At 67.6% G+C, this 16,901-nt stretch carries 12 protein-coding genes; 3 read left to right on the top strand and 9 right to left on the bottom strand.

Features of this window, described 5'->3' with window-relative positions; translation table 11 throughout:
- Window positions 1-7 precede the first annotated feature (7 nt).
- Window positions 8-1,681: a methyl-accepting chemotaxis protein gene (locus tag U4Y91_RS10455; protein WP_321805002.1), complete on the bottom strand. Its 1,674-nt coding sequence runs from the start codon at window positions 1,679-1,681 to the stop codon at window positions 8-10.
- 410 nt (window positions 1,682-2,091) lie between these two features.
- Between U4Y91_RS10455 and U4Y91_RS10450 the strand changes: the two genes are divergently transcribed.
- Window positions 2,092-3,330 carry an MFS transporter gene (locus U4Y91_RS10450; protein ID WP_321805001.1) on the top strand — a complete coding sequence of 413 codons (1,239 nt, stop codon included), beginning with the start codon at window positions 2,092-2,094 and terminating at the stop codon, window positions 3,328-3,330.
- 71 nt (window positions 3,331-3,401) lie between these two features.
- Here the strand turns inward: U4Y91_RS10450 and U4Y91_RS10445 are convergent, their stop codons facing one another.
- The 4 genes from U4Y91_RS10445 to U4Y91_RS10430 all read right to left on the bottom strand — a co-directional run bounded on the left by U4Y91_RS10445 (window position 3,402) and on the right by U4Y91_RS10430 (window position 7,467).
- Window positions 3,402-3,674: a hypothetical protein gene (locus U4Y91_RS10445; RefSeq protein WP_321805000.1), complete on the bottom strand. Its 273-nt coding sequence runs from the start codon at window positions 3,672-3,674 to the stop codon at window positions 3,402-3,404.
- Window positions 3,671-4,153, bottom strand: coding sequence for a DUF2778 domain-containing protein (locus U4Y91_RS10440; RefSeq protein ID WP_321804999.1), 483 nt, complete (start codon window positions 4,151-4,153; stop codon window positions 3,671-3,673). The genes U4Y91_RS10445 and U4Y91_RS10440 overlap by 4 nt, the downstream gene beginning before the upstream one ends.
- A gap of 144 nt (window positions 4,154-4,297) precedes the next feature.
- A complete protein-coding gene (locus U4Y91_RS10435; RefSeq protein ID WP_321804998.1) occupies window positions 4,298-5,107 on the bottom strand; it encodes a 5'-methylthioadenosine/adenosylhomocysteine nucleosidase in 810 nt (269 codons plus the stop codon).
- A complete protein-coding gene (locus U4Y91_RS10430) occupies window positions 5,104-7,467 on the bottom strand; it encodes a UvrD-helicase domain-containing protein (protein ID WP_321804997.1) in 2,364 nt (787 codons plus the stop codon). The genes U4Y91_RS10435 and U4Y91_RS10430 overlap by 4 nt, the downstream gene beginning before the upstream one ends.
- 214 nt (window positions 7,468-7,681) lie before the next feature.
- Here U4Y91_RS10430 and U4Y91_RS10425 point away from each other — a divergent pair, with 214 nt between their 5' ends.
- Complete coding sequence (locus U4Y91_RS10425) at window positions 7,682-10,549, top strand: valine--tRNA ligase (protein ID WP_321804996.1); 2,868 nt, start codon at window positions 7,682-7,684, stop codon at window positions 10,547-10,549.
- An 87-nt stretch (window positions 10,550-10,636) separates the two neighbouring features.
- A complete protein-coding gene (gene galU / locus U4Y91_RS10420) occupies window positions 10,637-11,521 on the top strand; it encodes a UTP--glucose-1-phosphate uridylyltransferase GalU (RefSeq protein ID WP_044846083.1) in 885 nt (294 codons plus the stop codon).
- Between the two features lie 59 nt (window positions 11,522-11,580).
- Here the strand turns inward: galU and U4Y91_RS10415 are convergent, their stop codons facing one another.
- From U4Y91_RS10415 to U4Y91_RS10400, 4 genes are read right to left on the bottom strand one after another with little or no spacing between them, the layout of a single operon-like run.
- Entirely contained in the window at window positions 11,581-12,195 is a 615-nt protein-coding gene (locus U4Y91_RS10415; protein WP_321804995.1) for a DUF4136 domain-containing protein, read from the bottom strand.
- Window positions 12,196-12,232: 37 nt separating this feature from the next.
- Window positions 12,233-14,620, bottom strand: a complete 2,388-nt coding sequence (locus U4Y91_RS10410) for a CHASE2 domain-containing protein (protein WP_321804994.1) — start codon at window positions 14,618-14,620, stop codon at window positions 12,233-12,235.
- Window positions 14,621-14,630: 10 nt separating this feature from the next.
- Entirely contained in the window at window positions 14,631-15,992 is a 1,362-nt protein-coding gene (locus tag U4Y91_RS10405; RefSeq protein ID WP_321804993.1) for a FecR domain-containing protein, read from the bottom strand.
- Window positions 15,989-16,693, bottom strand: a complete 705-nt coding sequence (locus U4Y91_RS10400) for a response regulator transcription factor (protein ID WP_027784223.1) — start codon at window positions 16,691-16,693, stop codon at window positions 15,989-15,991. Before U4Y91_RS10400 ends, U4Y91_RS10405 begins: the two co-directional genes overlap by 4 nt.
- Window positions 16,694-16,901 lie beyond the last annotated feature (208 nt).

Genomic DNA, 16,901 nt, shown 5'->3' with positions numbered 1-16,901 from the left:
CGGACGCCTACGCCGCGATGCGAAAGCGTCCGACCAGCGACTTGAGCGCCTGCGCCTGTTCGTCGAGCGCATTCGCCGCGGCGGCCGCCTGCTCGACGAGCGCAGCGTTCTGCTGCGTGCCGGCATCCATCTGCGTGACCGCACGGCCGATCTCGTCGATCCCGGCGCTCTGCTCGTCCGACGCCGCCGAGATCTCGCCGATGATGTCGGTCACGCGCTTGACCGCCCGCACCACGTCGTCCATCGTGCGGCCCGCATCGTGCGCGAGCGCCGCGCCGTTCGCGACGCGCTCGACCGACGCGCCGATCAGCGCACGGATCTCCTTCGCCGCGGTCGCCGCGCGCTGCGCGAGCAGCCGCACCTCGCCCGCCACCACCGAAAAACCGCGTCCCTGCTCACCCGCGCGCGCCGCCTCGACCGCCGCGTTCAACGCGAGAATGTTGGTCTGGAACGCGATCCCCTCGATCGTGCCGATGATGTCGCGAATGTTCTTCGCGCTGTCGTCGATCTCGCTCATCGTCGCGACCACGCGGCCGACGACTTCGCCGCCCGCCTCCGCGACGGCCGACGCATTGGCCGCGAGCGCGCTCGCCTGACGCGCGTTCTCGGCGTTCTGCCGCACGGTCGACGTGAGCTCTTCCATGCTGGCCGCGGTGCGCTCGAGCGCGACGGCCTGCTGCTCGGTGCGGCGCGACAGGTCGAGGTTGCCGGTCGAGATCTCGCCGGACGCGGCCGCGATCGCCTCGGCGCTGACGGCGATCTCGCCGACGGTCGCCGCAAGCCCGGACTGCATGTCGGACAGCGCGCGCACCATGCTGTCGCGGTCGTGCCGGCCGAGCGGAATCGGCCGCGTGAGGTCGCCGCGCGCGATGTCGGCGGCGATCGCCTTCGCCTGGGCAGGCTCGCCGCCGAGCTGCAACGCGAGGCGGCGCACGACCCGTTCGGCGATCGCGATCGCCAGCACGATCAGCGCGGCCGTCATCGCCGCGATCATCGCGAACGACGACGAGAAGATCGTTGCAGATGCATCGAGCGTCGCCTTCGACTTCGCGCCGCGCGTCTTCACGAGCATCGCGACGAGCTTCTCGAGCTTGCCGGTCTCGACCAGCAGCGACACGTCCTGCGTGCCGACCTGCCAGTTCATCTGCGACAGGTCGAGCGGCTGCGCCTGCACGAGCGCGACGAAATCGCGCAGATGGCCGCTCCATGTGCCGACCGCCAGCGAGAACGCGCGCAGTCGCGCGGAATCGTCCGCATCGGCCGGATCCGCGTAATGCTGCAGCGTCGCGAGCGCCTGGCCGATCGACGCGAGCCCCGCGCCGACTTCGGCGCCCAGGTCGTCGCGCTCCTTCGCGGTGGTGGCGGTCAGCAGCATCTTCTGCGCGCGGCTCGCGCGCAGCACCTCGGCACGCACTTCCTCCGCCGCCCGGCTCGCGACGTGCCCCTGCTCGTAGACCGACGCAATCGACGCGTTCAGCCGGCTGATCTGCCACAGCGAGAACACGCCGATCGCGAGCGTGCCGGCCAGCAGGATCGCGAACGCGGCGCGCAACGTCGCCTTGACGGTCCACGTCCGGCGTTCGCGCCGGGCTGCACGCGCGTGCCGCGAGGCGGGCCTGGCGGCTGCGTCGGCCGCGGCTGCGGCCGCAGCCGGCCGCGGATGCAATGAAGCTGCTTTCATCGATATATCCCCGTATTGATCATGCCGCCGGAAAGGTCGGTTCCGGCGGCCGGCATTCCCGCGATGGCCCGTCATGCCGCGCGTCCTGCCCCCGTCCGGCTCGTGGCCGGTGCCGGGCGCGGCGCACCTGTGTTGTCGTTGCGTCTTCTACGGCCGCGATCGGCGCGCCTTGAGTCCGGACAAACACCGATCCGGTCCCGCGCGGCGCGACGAAAGGCAAACGCGCCGCAGCGTTATACCCGGCCAAAAAAGGGTGCAATGGGCCGAATCGTCGTAGTAATGTCCGAATCACGACAAAACTTGGCCTGACATTCTCGATACGCCACATTAGACTTCTTTGACGCAACAACGATTCGAACGCGCCGATCCCCATCAGAGCGCGTCCCGTCACCTCAACTCGCTCAGCTCACATGGAAACCAGCCTCGATACGGGCGCCGGCACCGCCGCCATAGCCCAGCCGTCTGCTCCACCCGCCCCGCGTACCGTCTATCCGGTGCTCGGCGCGATCAGCTTCTCGCACATGCTCAACGACATGATCCAGTCGTTGATCCTCGCGATCTATCCGATGCTCAAGAGCCAGTTCGCGCTGTCGTTCGCGCAGATCGGCCTGATCACGCTGACCTACCAGATCACCGCGTCGCTGCTGCAGCCGCTCATCGGCCTGTATACGGACAAGCGGCCGAAGCCGTATTCGCTGCCGGTCGGGATGGGCTTCACGCTCGCGGGGCTGCTGCTGATGTCGGCCGCGCCGAACTTCCCGACGCTGCTGGCGGCGGCGGCGCTGGTCGGCTGCGGCTCGTCGGTGTTCCATCCGGAATCGTCGCGCGTCGCGCGGATGGCGTCGGGCGGCCAGCACGGGCTCGCGCAGTCGCTGTTCCAGGTCGGCGGCAACGCTGGTTCGGCACTCGGGCCGCTGCTCGCCGCGCTGGTGATCATCCCGCACGGCCAGCACAGCATCGCGTGGTTCTCGGCGGCCGCGCTCGTCGCGATGGTCGTGCTCACGCAGATCGGCCACTGGTACAAGAAGCATCCGTCGATGAAGAAGAAGGCGGCGCCGGCCGGCCATCCGACGCTGTCGCAGGGCCGCGTGCTCGCCGCGATCGGTGTGCTGGTGCTGCTGGTGTTCTCGAAGTACTTCTATCTCGCGAGCATCAACAGCTATTTCACGTTCTACCTGATCGACAAGTTCCACCTGTCGGTGCAGGCCGCGCAGATCCACCTGTTCGTGTTCCTCGCGGCGGTCGCGGCCGGCACGCTGATCGGCGGGCCGGTCGGCGACCGGATCGGCCGCAAGTACGTGATCTGGGTGTCGATCCTCGGCGTCGCGCCGTTCACGCTGCTGCTGCCGTACGCGAACCTGTTCTGGACGAGCGTGCTGAGCGTGATCATCGGCGTCGTGCTGGCGTCGGCGTTCGCCGCGATCCTCGTCTATGCGACGGAGCTGATGCCCGGCAAGGTCGGGATGGTCGCGGGCCTGTTCTTCGGCTTCGCGTTCGGCCTGGGCGGCGTGGGCGCCGCCGTGCTCGGCCAGCTCGCCGACGCGACGAGCATCACGTTCGTCTACAAGGTGTGCTCGTTCCTGCCGCTGATCGGCGTGCTGACGGTGTTCCTGCCGAACCTCGAAAGCAGCCGGCGCAAGAAGGCGTGATGAAACGGCCGCGGCTTGGGTGCCGCGGCCGTTGGCTCAACAACCTTGCGAAACGTTTCGTTGAGCGGTTATCAGTGCCGGGGTTCTCGTGTGCCGCGACCGAACATTCGCGCACCCAGCCAAACCAGCGCGATCGCGATCACGAAGCTGGCGCCGAGCATGGTGCTGATCAGGATGTCGCCCTGGCCGTGAACACCGAGCGTTTCGAACACGCGGAACAGCGGCTCGAACGCTCGCCACCCCGCCCCGCTTTGAAACCATTCATCCAGCGGGGAATTCGCCAGGCCGAGATAGACCGGGATCGTCAAGACGATCGCTGCAAGCAGGCGGACAAGCACTTTCATTGGACGATCACTCGACCGTAGTACTTCATCCCGGTGCCCGGAATCGTGGCACCGGCCTGCGACTTCAGGAACGTGCGAAGCGCATTGAATTGGGCTTTGTTCGGCAGCGTGATACAGCCTTCGCTGATGCCCCAGTATCCGACGGGATGTAACCGGAAGTGGCCACGCCGAATGCCGTTGATCGACGTCAAGTCGTCGATCACACCATCATTGCGATACAACGCAAACCAATCCGCGCGATGAGTACCGGCAAACAGATCGGAGCGAACGTCGTTCAACCACCCCATGCGGCCGCCGCTCTGGCGATCCACGATGTAATAGGTCCCTGCCGGTAACGGTCCGTCGTCGGGAACGGCCGTCGAGTTCGGATCATTGACGTATCGCCCGTTGCCGCTGAATGCGGCGACTGCCCCAAAACCCGCGCAATGCAGGATGGACGTACGTTGACGGTTCAGCAAGAAAGTACATTCGACAGGCATTCGGGCCCTCTCATTTTCGTTATTTTTTGATACGACTGCGTGCAGCACGCTGTCGTCCCCGCTGCTACGACACCCCGGCAGCCGTGAAAGCTTAAGCCATCACGGCCTCGTCGTCATCGCAGTGCCCGTGCCCGACGTACTTGCCTACACGATGGCTGCACCATTCTCCGTCGCATGCAACGTCAGGAACCGCTTGAGGATGCCGGACGAATAGCTGCTCGCGATCGCCGACAGGAAGTGCGAGAACGACTGCGTCGCGTGATCGTCGGCCGTATCGGAGATCGTGCGCACGATGGCGAACGGCACGTCGTGTTCGGCGCACACCTGCGCGATCGCCGCGCCTTCCATCTCGACCGCGAGCGCGTCCGGCAGCGCGTCGCGCAGCGCGACGACTTCCCGCTCGCTCGACACGAAGCGGTCGCCGCTGATGATCAGCCCGCCGTGCAGCATCGCGCCGGCCAGCCCGAAGCGCGCGGCGAACTGCGCGCCCTCCTCGGCGACGAACAGCGTGCACGCGGCCTTCAGGCGGGCCGTCAGCGCCGCGTCGGTCGCGAACCGCGTGATGCCGAGCAGCGGCACCTCGTAGCGCGGAAACAGCGGCGACGCATCGAGATCGTGCTGCAGCAGCGTATCGGCGACGACGACGTCGCCGATACGCACCGTGCGCGACACGCCGCCAGCGACACCGGTGAACACGACGCCGGACACGCCGAACACATGGATCAGCGCACTGACGGTGGCGGAGGCCGCGACCTTGCCGACCCGCGCGAGCGTGACGACGCAGGCCGCGCCGTGCACGGTGCCGACGTGGTAATCGCGGCGGCCGAGCGTGATCGTCTTCATCACGCCGTCGGCGCGCATCGCGGCGATCAGGTCGCCGAGTTCCTCGGGCAGCGCGGCCAGAATGCCGAGCGGACGCGTCGATACCGTTTCAACCATGTCGATGCTCATCATTCCACCGCCTGCAGTTTCGCGACCGCCAGCGCAAGCCACTTCTCGCCGTGCCGCTTGAACTTCACCTGCGCCTTCGCATCGGCGCCGCTGCCTTCGAGCGCGGTGACCGTGCCCTCGCCGAATTTGGTATGGAAGACCGGCTGGCCGACGCGGAACCCGGTGTCGGCCGCGCGCTGCTTGTTCGCGAATGCCGGCAGCGGCGCGGTGACCGCCGCATCGACGACCTGCTCGCGGCTGCCGCCGCCCGGCCGCGCGAACCAGTCGCGCCCCCAGCCGGCGTTGTCCGAGCGGCCGCCCCAGCGCGAGCCGGCCTCGACCTTCGGCGTGAGCCACTTCAGCACGTGCTCCGGCAGTTCGTCGAAGAAGCGCGAGCGCACGTTGTAGCGCGTCTGGCCGTGCAGCATCCGGCTCTGGGCGAACGACAGGTAGAGCCGCTCCTTCGCGCGCGTGATCGCGACGTACATCAGCCGGCGCTCTTCCTCGAGGCCGTCCGATTCGAGCACGCTGTTCTCGTGCGGGAACAGCCCTTCCTCGAGGCCGGTGATGAACACGGCCGAGAATTCGAGGCCCTTCGCCGCGTGCACCGTCATCAGCTGCACCGCGTCCTGGCCGGCCTGCGCCTGGTTGTCGCCGGCTTCGAGCGACGCGTGCGACAGGAAGCCCGCGAGCGGCGTCATCGTGTCGGGGTTCTGCGCGGGGTCGCCGAGCGGCGCCGGGTCGAGCACGTCGACCGCAGGATCGCCCGCATCCACGCCGAGCTCCGGCGCCGCGATCGCGCCCGCGCGCAGCGGAATCGAGCGGGCCGGCGCGTCGAGCCCGTAGCCTTCCTCGCTGACGAACGCGGTGGCCGCGTTCACGAGTTCCTGCAGGTTCTCGAGGCGGTCCTGGCCTTCGCGCTCGCCCTGGTAGAAATCGGCGAGGCCGCTCGCGCGCACAACGTATTCGACCGTCTCCGGCAGGCTCATCTGCTGCGTCTCGGCGCGCATCTTCGCGATCAGGGTCGCGAACGCGCCGAGGCTCGTGCCGGCCTTGCCGGTCACGTACGGAATCGCGGCGGCCATCGAGCAGTCGTACAGGCGCGCGGCGTCCGCGAGCTGCTCGATCGAGCGCGCGCCGATCCCGCGCGTCGGGAAATTCACGACACGCACGAACGCGGTGTCGTCGTTCGGGTTGTCGATCAGCCGCAGGTACGCGAGCGCGTGCTTCACTTCCTGGCGCTCGAAGAAGCGCAGGCCGCCGTACACGCGATACGGAATGCCCGACGTCATCAGCGTGTGCTCGATCGCGCGCGACTGCGCGTTGCTGCGATACAGGACGGCAACCTCGCTGCGCGACATCCCGGTGTTGATCAGCGAGCGGATCTCCTCGACGATCCAGCCGGCTTCCTGCGCATCGGTGCTCGCCTCGTACACGCGCACGGGTTCGCCATGGCCGGCGTCGGTGCGCAGGTTCTTGCCGAGGCGATGCGCGTTGTTCGAGATCAGCTGGTTCGCCGCGTCGAGGATGTTGCCGTGCGACCGGTAGTTCTGCTCGAGCTTGATCAGGTTGCGCACGCGGAATTCGTCTTCGAAGTCGCGCATGTTGCCGACGTTCGCGCCGCGGAACGCGTAGATCGACTGGTCGTCGTCGCCGACGGCGAAGATCGCGTTCTCGCCGCCCGCGAGCATCTTGAGCCACGCGTACTGCAGCTTGTTGGTGTCCTGGAACTCGTCGACGAGAATATGCTTGAAGCGCGCCTGGTAATGCGCGCGCAGCGGCGCGTTGTACGCGAGCAGTTCGTAGCAGCGCAGCAGCAGCTCGGGGAAATCGACGACGCCCTCGCGCTGGCACTGCTGGTCGTACGCCTGGTACAGCTCGACGAACTTGCGGTTGAAGTTGTCGGACGCGTCGACCTTGTCGGGTCGCAGCCCCTGCTCCTTCGCGTTGTTGATGAAGTACTGGACGTTCTTCGGCGGGTATTTCTCGTCGTCGACGTTCGCCGCCTTCATCAGCCGCTTGATCGCCGACAGCTGGTCGGCCGTGTCGAGGATCTGGAAGGTCTGCGGCAGGCCAGCGTCGCGCCAGTGCGTGCGCAGCATCCGGTTGCACAGCCCGTGGAACGTGCCGATCCACATCCCGCGCGTGTCGATCGGCATCATCGCCGACAGCCGCGCCATCATCTCGCGCGCGGCCTTGTTCGTGAAGGTGACGGCGAGCACGGTGGCCGGCGACGCGTAGCCGTGCTGGATCAGCCACGCGATACGCGTGATCAGCACGCGGGTCTTGCCGCTGCCCGCCCCCGCGAGGATCAGCGCCGGTTCGTTCGGCAGCGTAACGGCGGCGTATTGTTCAGGGTTCAGATTGGCGAGCAGATCGGGCATGGAGCGGCAGCGGACGTGCGAGAAAAATGCGGACCCGCCATTATAAGTCGGCCGCGCGATGCCGTTTCCGATCCATTCGGCGGCATGCTTCAACGGCATGGCGACCGCGTCGCGACGGGCCCGTGCCGGCAAGGCGATGGCTGGCCGATGTGCATCCATTTATAATTGTCAGATTCGGCATCCAATTCACGCATTTTTCGGCAGATTTCCAACCATGAGCGACAGCACGCTTGCGAAGAGTTTCGAGCCCCACACCATCGAGTCCCAATGGGGGCCGGAGTGGGAAAAACGCGGCTATGCCGCCCCGGCATTCGACCCGGCGCGTCCCGATTTCGCGATCCAGCTGCCGCCGCCGAACGTCACCGGCACGCTGCACATGGGCCACGCGTTCAACCAGACGATCATGGACGGCCTCGCCCGCTACCACCGGATGCTCGGCGAGAACACGCTGTGGGTGCCCGGCACTGACCACGCGGGGATCGCGACCCAGATCGTCGTCGAGCGCCAGCTCGACGCGCAGGGCGTATCGCGCCATGACCTCGGCCGCGAGAAGTTCGTCGAGCGCGTGTGGGAGTGGAAGCAGCAGTCCGGCTCGACGATCACGGGCCAGGTGCGCCGCCTCGGCGCGTCGACCGACTGGTCGCGCGAATATTTCACGATGGACGACAAGATGTCGGCCGCCGTGCGCGACGTGTTCGTCACGCTCTACGAACAGGGCCTGATCTACCGCGGCAAGCGCCTCGTGAACTGGGACCCGGTGCTGCTCACCGCGGTGTCGGATCTCGAAGTCGCGAGCGAAGAGGAAAACGGCCACCTGTGGCACATCCGCTACCCGCTCGTCGACGGTTCGGGCTCGCTGACCGTCGCGACCACGCGTCCGGAAACGATGCTCGGCGACGTCGCGCTGATGGTCCACCCGGGAGACGAGCGCTACGCGCACCTGATCGGCAAGCTCGTCACGCTGCCGCTGACGGGCCGCGAGATCCCGGTGATCGCCGACGACTACGTCGACCGCGAGTTCGGCACGGGCGTCGTGAAGGTCACGCCCGCGCACGACTTCAACGACTACCAGGTCGGCCTGCGCCACAACTTCGCGCCGATCGAGATCCTGACGCTCGACGCGAAGATCAACGACAACGGCCCCGAGCAGTATCGCGGCCTCGACCGCTTCGACGCGCGCAAGGCGATCGTCGCCGACCTCGACGCGGAGGGCTTCCTCGACTCCGTGAAGCCGCACAAGCTGATGGTGCCGCGCGGCGACCGCACGGGCGTCGTGATCGAGCCGATGCTGACCGACCAGTGGTTCGTCGCGATGACGAAGCCGGCGCCGGAAGGCACGTTCAACCCGGGCAAGTCGATCACCGAAACGTCGCTCGACGTCGTGCGCAGCGGCCAGATCAAGTTCGTGCCGGAAAACTGGACGACCACCTACTACCAGTGGCTCGAGAACATCCAGGACTGGTGCATCTCGCGCCAGCTGTGGTGGGGTCACCAGATTCCCGCGTGGTACGGCGAGAACGGCGAGGTGTTCGTCGCGCGCGCCGAGGAAGAAGCGCGCGCGCAGGCCGACGCCAAGGGCTACACCGGCGCGCTGAAGCGCGACGAGGACGTGCTCGACACGTGGTTCTCGTCGGCGCTCGTGCCGTTCTCGTCGCTCGGCTGGCCGAACGAAACGCCTGAACTGCAGCACTTCCTGCCGTCGTCGGTGCTCGTCACCGGCTTCGACATCATCTTCTTCTGGGTCGCCCGGATGGTGATGATGACGACGCACTTCACCGGCAAGGTGCCGTTCCACACCGTCTACGTGCACGGCCTCGTGCGCGATGCGGAAGGCCAGAAGATGTCGAAGAGCAAGGGCAACACGCTCGACCCGATCGACATCGTCGACGGCATCGACCTCGAAACGCTGGTCGCGAAGCGCACGACGGGCCTGATGAACCCGAAGCAGGCCGCCACCATCGAGAAGAAGACGCGCAAGGAATTCCCGGACGGCATCGCCGCGTTCGGCACCGACGCGCTGCGCTTCACGATGGCGTCGATGGCGACGCTCGGCCGCAACGTGAACTTCGACCTCGCGCGCTGCGAAGGCTATCGCAACTTCTGCAACAAGCTGTGGAACGCGACGCGCTTCGTGCTGATGAACTGCGAAGGTCACGACTGCGGCGCCGACAAGCCGGAAGTGTGCGGCGCGGGCGACTGCGGCCCCGGCGGCTACCTCGACTTCTCGGCGGCCGACCGCTGGATCGTGTCGCTGCTGCAGCGCACCGAGGCCGACATCGCGAAGGGCTTCGCCGATTACCGCTTCGACAACATCGCGACCAGCATCTACAAGTTCGTGTGGGACGAGTACTGCGACTGGTACCTCGAACTCGCGAAGGTGCAGATCCAGAACGGCACGCCGGAACAGCAGCGCGCGACGCGCCGCACGCTGCTGCGCGTGCTGGAAACGGTGCTGCGCCTCGCGCACCCGATCATCCCGTTCATCACCGAAGCGCTCTGGCAGAAGGTCGCGCCGCTCGCCGGCCGTTATCCGCAAGGCCAGGCCGAGGGCGAAGCGTCGCTGATGACGCAGGCGTATCCGGTCGCGAACCTGCAGAAGATCGACGAGGCATCCGAACAATGGGCGGCCGACCTGAAGGCGATCGTCGACGCGTGCCGCAACCTGCGCGGCGAGATGAACCTGTCGCCGGCGACCAAGGTGCCGCTGCTCGCGGCCGGCGATGCCGAGCGCCTGCGCTCGTTCGCGCCGTACGTGCAGGCGCTCGCCCGCCTGTCCGAAGTGCAGATCCTCGCGGACGAAGCGACGCTCGACAAGGAGGCGCACGGCGCCCCGATCGCGATCGTGGGCCCGAACAAGCTGGTGCTGAAGGTGGAAATCGACGTCGCGGCCGAACGCGAGCGCCTGTCGAAGGAAATCGCGCGCCTGACGGGCGAGATCGCGAAGTGCAATGCGAAGCTCGGCAACGAGGCGTTCGTCGCGAAAGCGCCGCCGGCCGTGGTTGAACAGGAGCAGAAGCGCGTCGCCGAATTCCAGAGCACGCTGGAAAAACTGCGCGCTCAGCTCGATCGGTTGCCTGCGTAACAAACGGTAAGGTCGTTTGCGTTCACTATAATCAGAACGTGAACATAGGCTGTCTGACAAGTCGATTACAGGAATAAAGGTTCGATCATGTTGAAAGTCACCAAGGCGGTATTCCCCGTTGCCGGTCTCGGCACGCGGTTCCTCCCGGCAACGAAGGCGAGCCCGAAGGAAATGCTGCCCGTCGTCGACAAGCCGCTGATCCAGTACGCAGTCGAGGAAGCGATCGCCGCGGGCATCACCGAGATGATCTTCGTGACCGGGCGCAGCAAGCGCGCGATCGAGGATCACTTCGACAAGTCGTACGAGGTCGAGGCCGAACTCGAGGCGCGCGGCAAGGAGAAGCTGCTCGAACTCGTGCGCAGCATCAAGCCGAGCCATGTCGACTGCTTCTACGTGCGCCAGCCGGAAGCGCTCGGCCTCGGCCATGCGGTGCTGTGCGCGGAGAAGCTCGTCGCCGACAACCCGTTCGCGGTGATCCTCGCCGACGACCTGCTCGACGGCAACCCGCCCGTGATGAAGCAGATGGTCGACGTGTTCGATCACTATCACAGCTCGGTGATCGGCGTGGAAGAGATCCCGCCGTCGGAGACGAAGTCGTACGGCATCGTCGACGGCAAGGAGTGGGAAGAGTCGATCGTCAAGATGTCGGCGATCGTCGAGAAACCGGAACCGGAAGTCGCGCCGTCGAATCTCGGCGTGGTCGGCCGCTACATCCTGAAGCCGCGGATCTTCGAGCACCTGCGTGCACTGAAGCCGGGCGCGGGCGGCGAGCTGCAGCTCACCGACGCGATCCAGGCGCTGCTCGCCGACGAACAGGTGCTGGCCTACAAGTACCAGGGCACGCGCTACGACTGCGGCAGCAAGCTCGGCTACCTGAAGGCGACGGTCGAGTTCGCACTGCGCCACCCGGAAGTCGGCACCGACTTCGACGCGTACCTGCGCGCGCGCGGCAACGGGCAACCGGCCGCCTGAACGCGGCACGGGCCGGCCTCGCCTCCTCGGCGGGCCGCCCTCGCCTCACGGCCGGCGCGTCAGCGCGTGGCGGCCGGCTTCACCGAGACGACGCCCGGCATTGCGCCCGCGTCGTCTTTTTTCGTCTTCACGAGCCAGCCGTCGCCCTGCTCGAACGGCAGCTTCGCGAGCGCGCTCTTCACGAGCGTCGGCGCGGCCTGCTGCGTGAGCGCATCGCGATCGCGCAGCGACGCCGACACGCGATAGACGTCGGCGCCCGTCTTCGCATCGACGAAACGCAGCGTCAGCACGTGGCGATACACCTTGCCCGCGAACGGCAGCGCGAACGGCGCCGGTCCGTCGACGGTCACGCACGCGCTGCTTGCCGCGCCGCACTGGTCGGCCGTCGCCGCGACCGACGCCGGCTGCGTCGCATACGCGATCGACAGCCGGTAGCCCGCGGCCTGGCCAGGCTGCGCGTCGAAGCCGCGATGCGCGAGCTCGTCGCGCACGAGCGTCTCGATCTGCCGGTATTCGGCATCGTCGGCCTGAGCGGCCGTGCGAACGAAATCGTAGCCGTGCGCACCGGATGCGAACGCATTCGGCTGCCCGAGCGCGCTCACGCCGGTCGTGACGCCGGCGCAACCCGTCAACAGCGACACCGCCAGCGCGGTCGCTGCCCATTCCTTTCTCATGACTTCCCCCAAATGCCTGCCGTCGTGCCCGGCCCTGTCAGGCGGACGGCTCGTCGATCGCGGGCAGCGACACCGTCACCGCGGTGCCGACACCCACTTCGCTGTCGACCGTCACGCTGCCGCCGTGGCGCGTGACGACCGTCTTCACGAATGCCATGCCGAGCCCGGAGCCCGAGATTTCGGGCCGCTCGCCGGCATGGAACCGCTTGAAACGCTCGAACAGATGCTGCAGATCTTCCGGCGCGATGCCGTACCCCTGATCGCGAATCGTACAGAACATCCGCTTCGATGCATGCTCGACCGTCAGCGTACACGCGATCACCGTGTCGGACGGACTGTATTTGACTGCGTTGTTCAGCAGGTTGACGAACGCGCGCGTGATCAGCGAGCGGTCGGCGCGCGTCCAGCACATGTCGGTCCCGACGTCGGTCTCGATGCGGATGCGCTTTGCCTGCGCCTGCGGCCAGACTTCGTCGCTCGCGTCGATCAGCACGTCGACCAGGCTCGTCGGTTCGAGCTGGTACGCCTGCGACTCCGCGCGCGCCAGCTGCACGAACTCGTCGGCGAGCGACAGCGCACGGTGCGCATAGCGCTCGATCCGCGCGAGCAGCCCGCGCATCGCGTCGGTTTCGACGCGATCGCGCTCGATCTCGACGAGCGCGAGGATCGACGACTGCGGCGAGCGCATGTCGTGCGACAGCAGGTGCAGCGCCTCCTCGCGCTGCCGCTCGGCCGCGTGCAGCTCGGTCACGTCGACGAGACCGGCGATCCAGCCCGTCACGCGGCCCTGCGCGTTCGTACACGGGGCGTAGCGTAACAGATGGTCGAGCCCGTCGCGATCGCGCACCTCGATGCCGCGCGCCATCGCTTCGTCTTCGGCCCCGAGCGTCGGGTCGAGCGCGGCCGGCCAGTGTGCGCGGATCGTGACGTCGTGTTCGGCGTTGCCGTCGACGGTCTTCATGAAGGTCAGCTCGCCGAGCGCGGCGCGCAGCGGCCGCCCTTCCGGCACCGGCAGCGCGAGCCGCGAACCGTAGCGCTTCGCCGCATGGTTCGCGATCAGCACGGTGCCAGCCAGGTCGGTGACGAAGATCGGCTCCGGCATGCTGTCGAGGCTGTCCCACACGAAGCGCTTCATGTCCTGCACGCGCTGCGCGGCCTGCGCCATCAGCGCCATCTGCCGTTCGAGCACGTCGCCGCCGACGCTGCGCGTGCGCGGCGCCTCGGGCAGCAGGTGCGGCTCGTCGGCCAGCCGCTGCAACTCGCGGCGCAGGTACGACATCGTCATTTCCAGGCGCCGCCAGTTCCAGATCGGGTAGACGGCGACCAGCCCGAAGATTGCCGGCGCGGGCGACAGCCACATGCGCGCCTCGAACAGCAGCGCCAGGCTCGCGACGACGGCCAGCGCGGCCAGGCTCAGCGTCAGCAGCAGCGCGCGCCACGGCGACAGCATCAGGAAGCCGCCCAGCAGCACGGCGAGCGGCAGCAGCGATGCGGCGAAGAGTCCGGCACGCGACGCAGGTACGATCGCGCTGCCGGTCGTCAGCATGTCGAGCACGTTCGCATGGATGTACACGCCGGCGAGCGGACCGAAGTCGCCCGACACCGGCGTCGCGAAGCGGTCGAAGAGGCCCGACGCCGTCACGCCAACGACGACGATCTTGCCGCGCAGTGCGTCGAGTTTCACGCGCCCTTCGAGCACGTCGTCGAACGACAGCGTCGGATACGCGGGCGTGTTGCGGCTGAACGGGATCAGGTAGCGGCCGTCGCCGGTCGCGTCGCGCGACAGGTCGTGCGCATGCGCGCCGGGCGTGCCGCCGACCGGATGCAGCCGGCCGGCCTGGATCGCACGGTAGACGGGCACCATCAGCTGCGGCCAGCGCACGCGTCCGTCGCTTTCGAACAGCGCGACGCTACGCACGATGCCGTCGGGATCGACTTCGAGATTGATGTGGCCGAGCCCCATCGTGCGTGCCGACAGCTCCGCCACCGGCGGATCGACGGTGCGCGTGCCGTCCGCCTGCTCGGGGCTCAGCAAGACGGGCAGGAAGGTCGGCACACGGGCCATTGCGTCGGCGAACGCGCGATCCTCCGGCGACTGCTCGGTAAACAGCACGTCGTAGACGACCGCGGCCGGCTGCGCACGCGCCAGCGTGTCGAGCAGTCGCGCGTGCACGCTGCGCGGCCACGGCCAGCGGCCGAGTGCGGACACGCTCTGGTTGTCGATGTCGACGACGACGACGTCGGGCGACAGCGGCAGGCTGCGCAGCATCAGCAGCCGGTCGTAGATCAGCCCGTCGACGCTCGACGACAACCGGCCGAGCGCGCACGCGAGAATCACCGCGATCCCGAGGCAGCCGATCGCGATCCACTCGATCAGGAAGCGGCGGCCGAGGCGCCGCCGCGGGGAAACGGAGTCGGTTTTCATGCGCCGCGGGTCAGCGCGACAACGTGAACGCGCTGACCGGACTCGTCTTCTGATAGAACTTGCCGCCCTCGAACTCCTCGACCGTCACCGCCCAGTAGTAGTCGCCGGGCGGCAGGTGGGCGACCGTGATCCGGCGCGCCTGCAGGCCCATCTGGTCGACGACCGGCGCGCTCAGGTCCTTCGAGCGCGACAGCACGAACCGGTAACGCGCGTCCTTGGCCGCGTCGTTCGGCGCCCAGCGGAACTCGTAGCCGTCCGGGCCGGGCGACGCGCTCGCATCGAGCGCCATCAGGCGCCGCTCGAACGCGTAAATGTGCGGCATGCCTTCGAGGCCGTTGTCGTCGATCGCGGCAATCCGGACGAAGTACGTGCCGTTCGGCACCTCGCGGAACACCGCGCGCGACGAGATCGTGCGCGTTTCGCTGAACAGTTCGAGCATGCCCGCGTCGCGCGCGAGTTGCAGGTGATACGCGTGCGCATGCTCGAGCGGCGCGACGTCGAACGTGAGGTCGGGCTCGTCCTGCACCTTGTCCGGATGCGTGAGCGCGGGCGCCGGCAGCAGCTGCACGGGTGCGCCGACCGCGCCGGACGACGTCGTGACGCTGCCGAAGTTCGCATGCACGAGCGTCGGGTCGGCCGGCTGCTGCTTGCCCGCGACGCCGACGGTGCCGTCGAGCACCTCGACACGCGTCGCCGCGTTGCCGGCGGCGTCGTAGTTCACGCGGAACCGCGTGCCGCGCACACCGGCCACGACCGACGGCGAGCGGATCTGGAAGCGGTCGTCGCGCTTCTTCAGATGCGTGACCTCGCTGTCGACCGAGCCGCGCGTGAGCTCGAACTCGCGATCGAGCGTGCCGGTCAGCACGGTGCGGCGCAAGGTCTTCAGGTCGAGCTGGCTGTCGGGCGGCAGGCTCATGTGCGTGCCGTCGGCCAGTTCGAGCGTCAGGAAGCCGTTCGCGCCCGTGCGCACGCGGTCGCCCTCGGCAAGCGTCGCATCGTTCACGAGCGGCGCGTACGCGTCGCCGGACGCGCGCTCGGCCGTGCCCTGCACCGCGACGACGCGCGCGGTCAGCTTTTCCTTGCGCAGCCGCGCGACCGGCAGCTTCAGCGCGATGTCGGGCTGCAGGCGCTTCGGCGCGGGCACGCCGTTGATCTGTTGCAGCAGCTGCCAGTCGTCCGGGCCCTGCAGGTAGCGCGCAGCGACGTCGTACAGCGTGTCGCCGGCATGCGTGCGGTAGACGACCATCTTGCCCGCGGCAGCGGGCGGCTGCGCGACGGCCTGCTGCGCCGCGAACGCAAACGCGACCGCGCACGCCGTATGCAGTGCCGCCGTGCGCAGGCTCGCCGTGCGCTGCGTGATGCGCCGGGTCACTCCGGTTCTCCCTGGCCGACCCGCTCGAGCCGGTAGCCGTAGCCGTAGATCGGCGCGAGGCGGTAGCCGTTTTCCGGCCGCAGCCCGAGCTTCGTGCGCAGCATCGAGATGTGCGTGTCCATCGTGCGCGACGGGATGTCGGTCGCCTGCTTCCACACGAGATCGAGAATGTGCGCGCGCGACAGCGGCCGGTCGAGGTGCTGGAACAGCAGCAGCGCGAGCTCGAATTCCTTCTGCGTGAGGCTCACGGCCTTGTCGCCGACATAGGCCTGCTTCAGGTTCACGTCGAAGCGGAACTGGTCGAACTCGCGAACGGTCGCCTCCGCGTTGACCGGATACGCGCGGCGCAGCAGCGAGCCGATGCGCGCACGCAGGATCGGGCCCGACACGGGCTTGACCACGTAATCGTCCGCGCCGGCGTTGAGGATCTGCGTGATCCCCGCCTCGTCGTCGCGGCTCGTCATGAAGATGATCGGCAGGCTGTGCTCGGTCTGGTTCGCACGCACCCACTTGAGCACTTCCTCGCCGGACATGTCGGGCACGTTCCAGTCGAGCACGAGCAGATCGAACGTCTCGCGCTGCAGACGCTTCTTCAGGGCCTTGCCTTCCTTGAACGCATAGCACGTGTGGCCGATGGCCGTCAGCGTTTGACTGACGAAATCCGTCTGGGCCGGATCGTCATCCAGTACAGCAATTCTCATAGCACCCCGCAAATCGAAATCGATTCGTCCAGTTCAGCTCCCCGCACTCATCCTGCCGCGCAGCACGCGCGCGGCGTCCGACACCGGCCGGTGAGCCGTCGTTTGCCGAGCGCGCAACGTGCGCGATACGGCGCCCCGGCAACACATCTCAAAAACAGGGCACGGATGAACCGGCGATTTCATCATAGTAGTATGAAATTCGCCAAGA

It is taken from the genome of Burkholderia sp. BCC1993, from assembly GCF_905339865.1.
Taxonomy (GTDB): Bacteria; Pseudomonadota; Gammaproteobacteria; order Burkholderiales; family Burkholderiaceae; genus Burkholderia.
The sequence above is the reverse complement of the archived record's forward strand: the minus strand, read 5'-3'. Positions and strand labels throughout refer to the sequence as shown.

Coding starts and splice junctions, on each gene's coding strand:
- U4Y91_RS10430 (WP_321804997.1), bottom strand. CDS start 7,467: ATGCCCGATCTGCTCGCCAATCTGAACCCTGAACAATACGCCGCCGTT.
- U4Y91_RS10410 (WP_321804994.1), bottom strand. CDS start 14,620: ATGAAAACCGACTCCGTTTCCCCGCGGCGGCGCCTCGGCCGCCGCTTC.
- U4Y91_RS10445 (WP_321805000.1), bottom strand. CDS start 3,674: ATGAAAGTGCTTGTCCGCCTGCTTGCAGCGATCGTCTTGACGATCCCG.
- U4Y91_RS10415 (WP_321804995.1), bottom strand. CDS start 12,195: ATGAGAAAGGAATGGGCAGCGACCGCGCTGGCGGTGTCGCTGTTGACG.
- U4Y91_RS10455 (WP_321805002.1), bottom strand. CDS start 1,681: ATGAAAGCAGCTTCATTGCATCCGCGGCCGGCTGCGGCCGCAGCCGCG.
- galU (WP_044846083.1), top strand. CDS start 10,637: ATGTTGAAAGTCACCAAGGCGGTATTCCCCGTTGCCGGTCTCGGCACG.
- U4Y91_RS10400 (WP_027784223.1), bottom strand. CDS start 16,693: ATGAGAATTGCTGTACTGGATGACGATCCGGCCCAGACGGATTTCGTC.
- U4Y91_RS10440 (WP_321804999.1), bottom strand. CDS start 4,153: ATGCCTGTCGAATGTACTTTCTTGCTGAACCGTCAACGTACGTCCATC.
- U4Y91_RS10435 (WP_321804998.1), bottom strand. CDS start 5,107: ATGATGAGCATCGACATGGTTGAAACGGTATCGACGCGTCCGCTCGGC.
- U4Y91_RS10425 (WP_321804996.1), top strand. CDS start 7,682: ATGAGCGACAGCACGCTTGCGAAGAGTTTCGAGCCCCACACCATCGAG.
- U4Y91_RS10450 (WP_321805001.1), top strand. CDS start 2,092: ATGGAAACCAGCCTCGATACGGGCGCCGGCACCGCCGCCATAGCCCAG.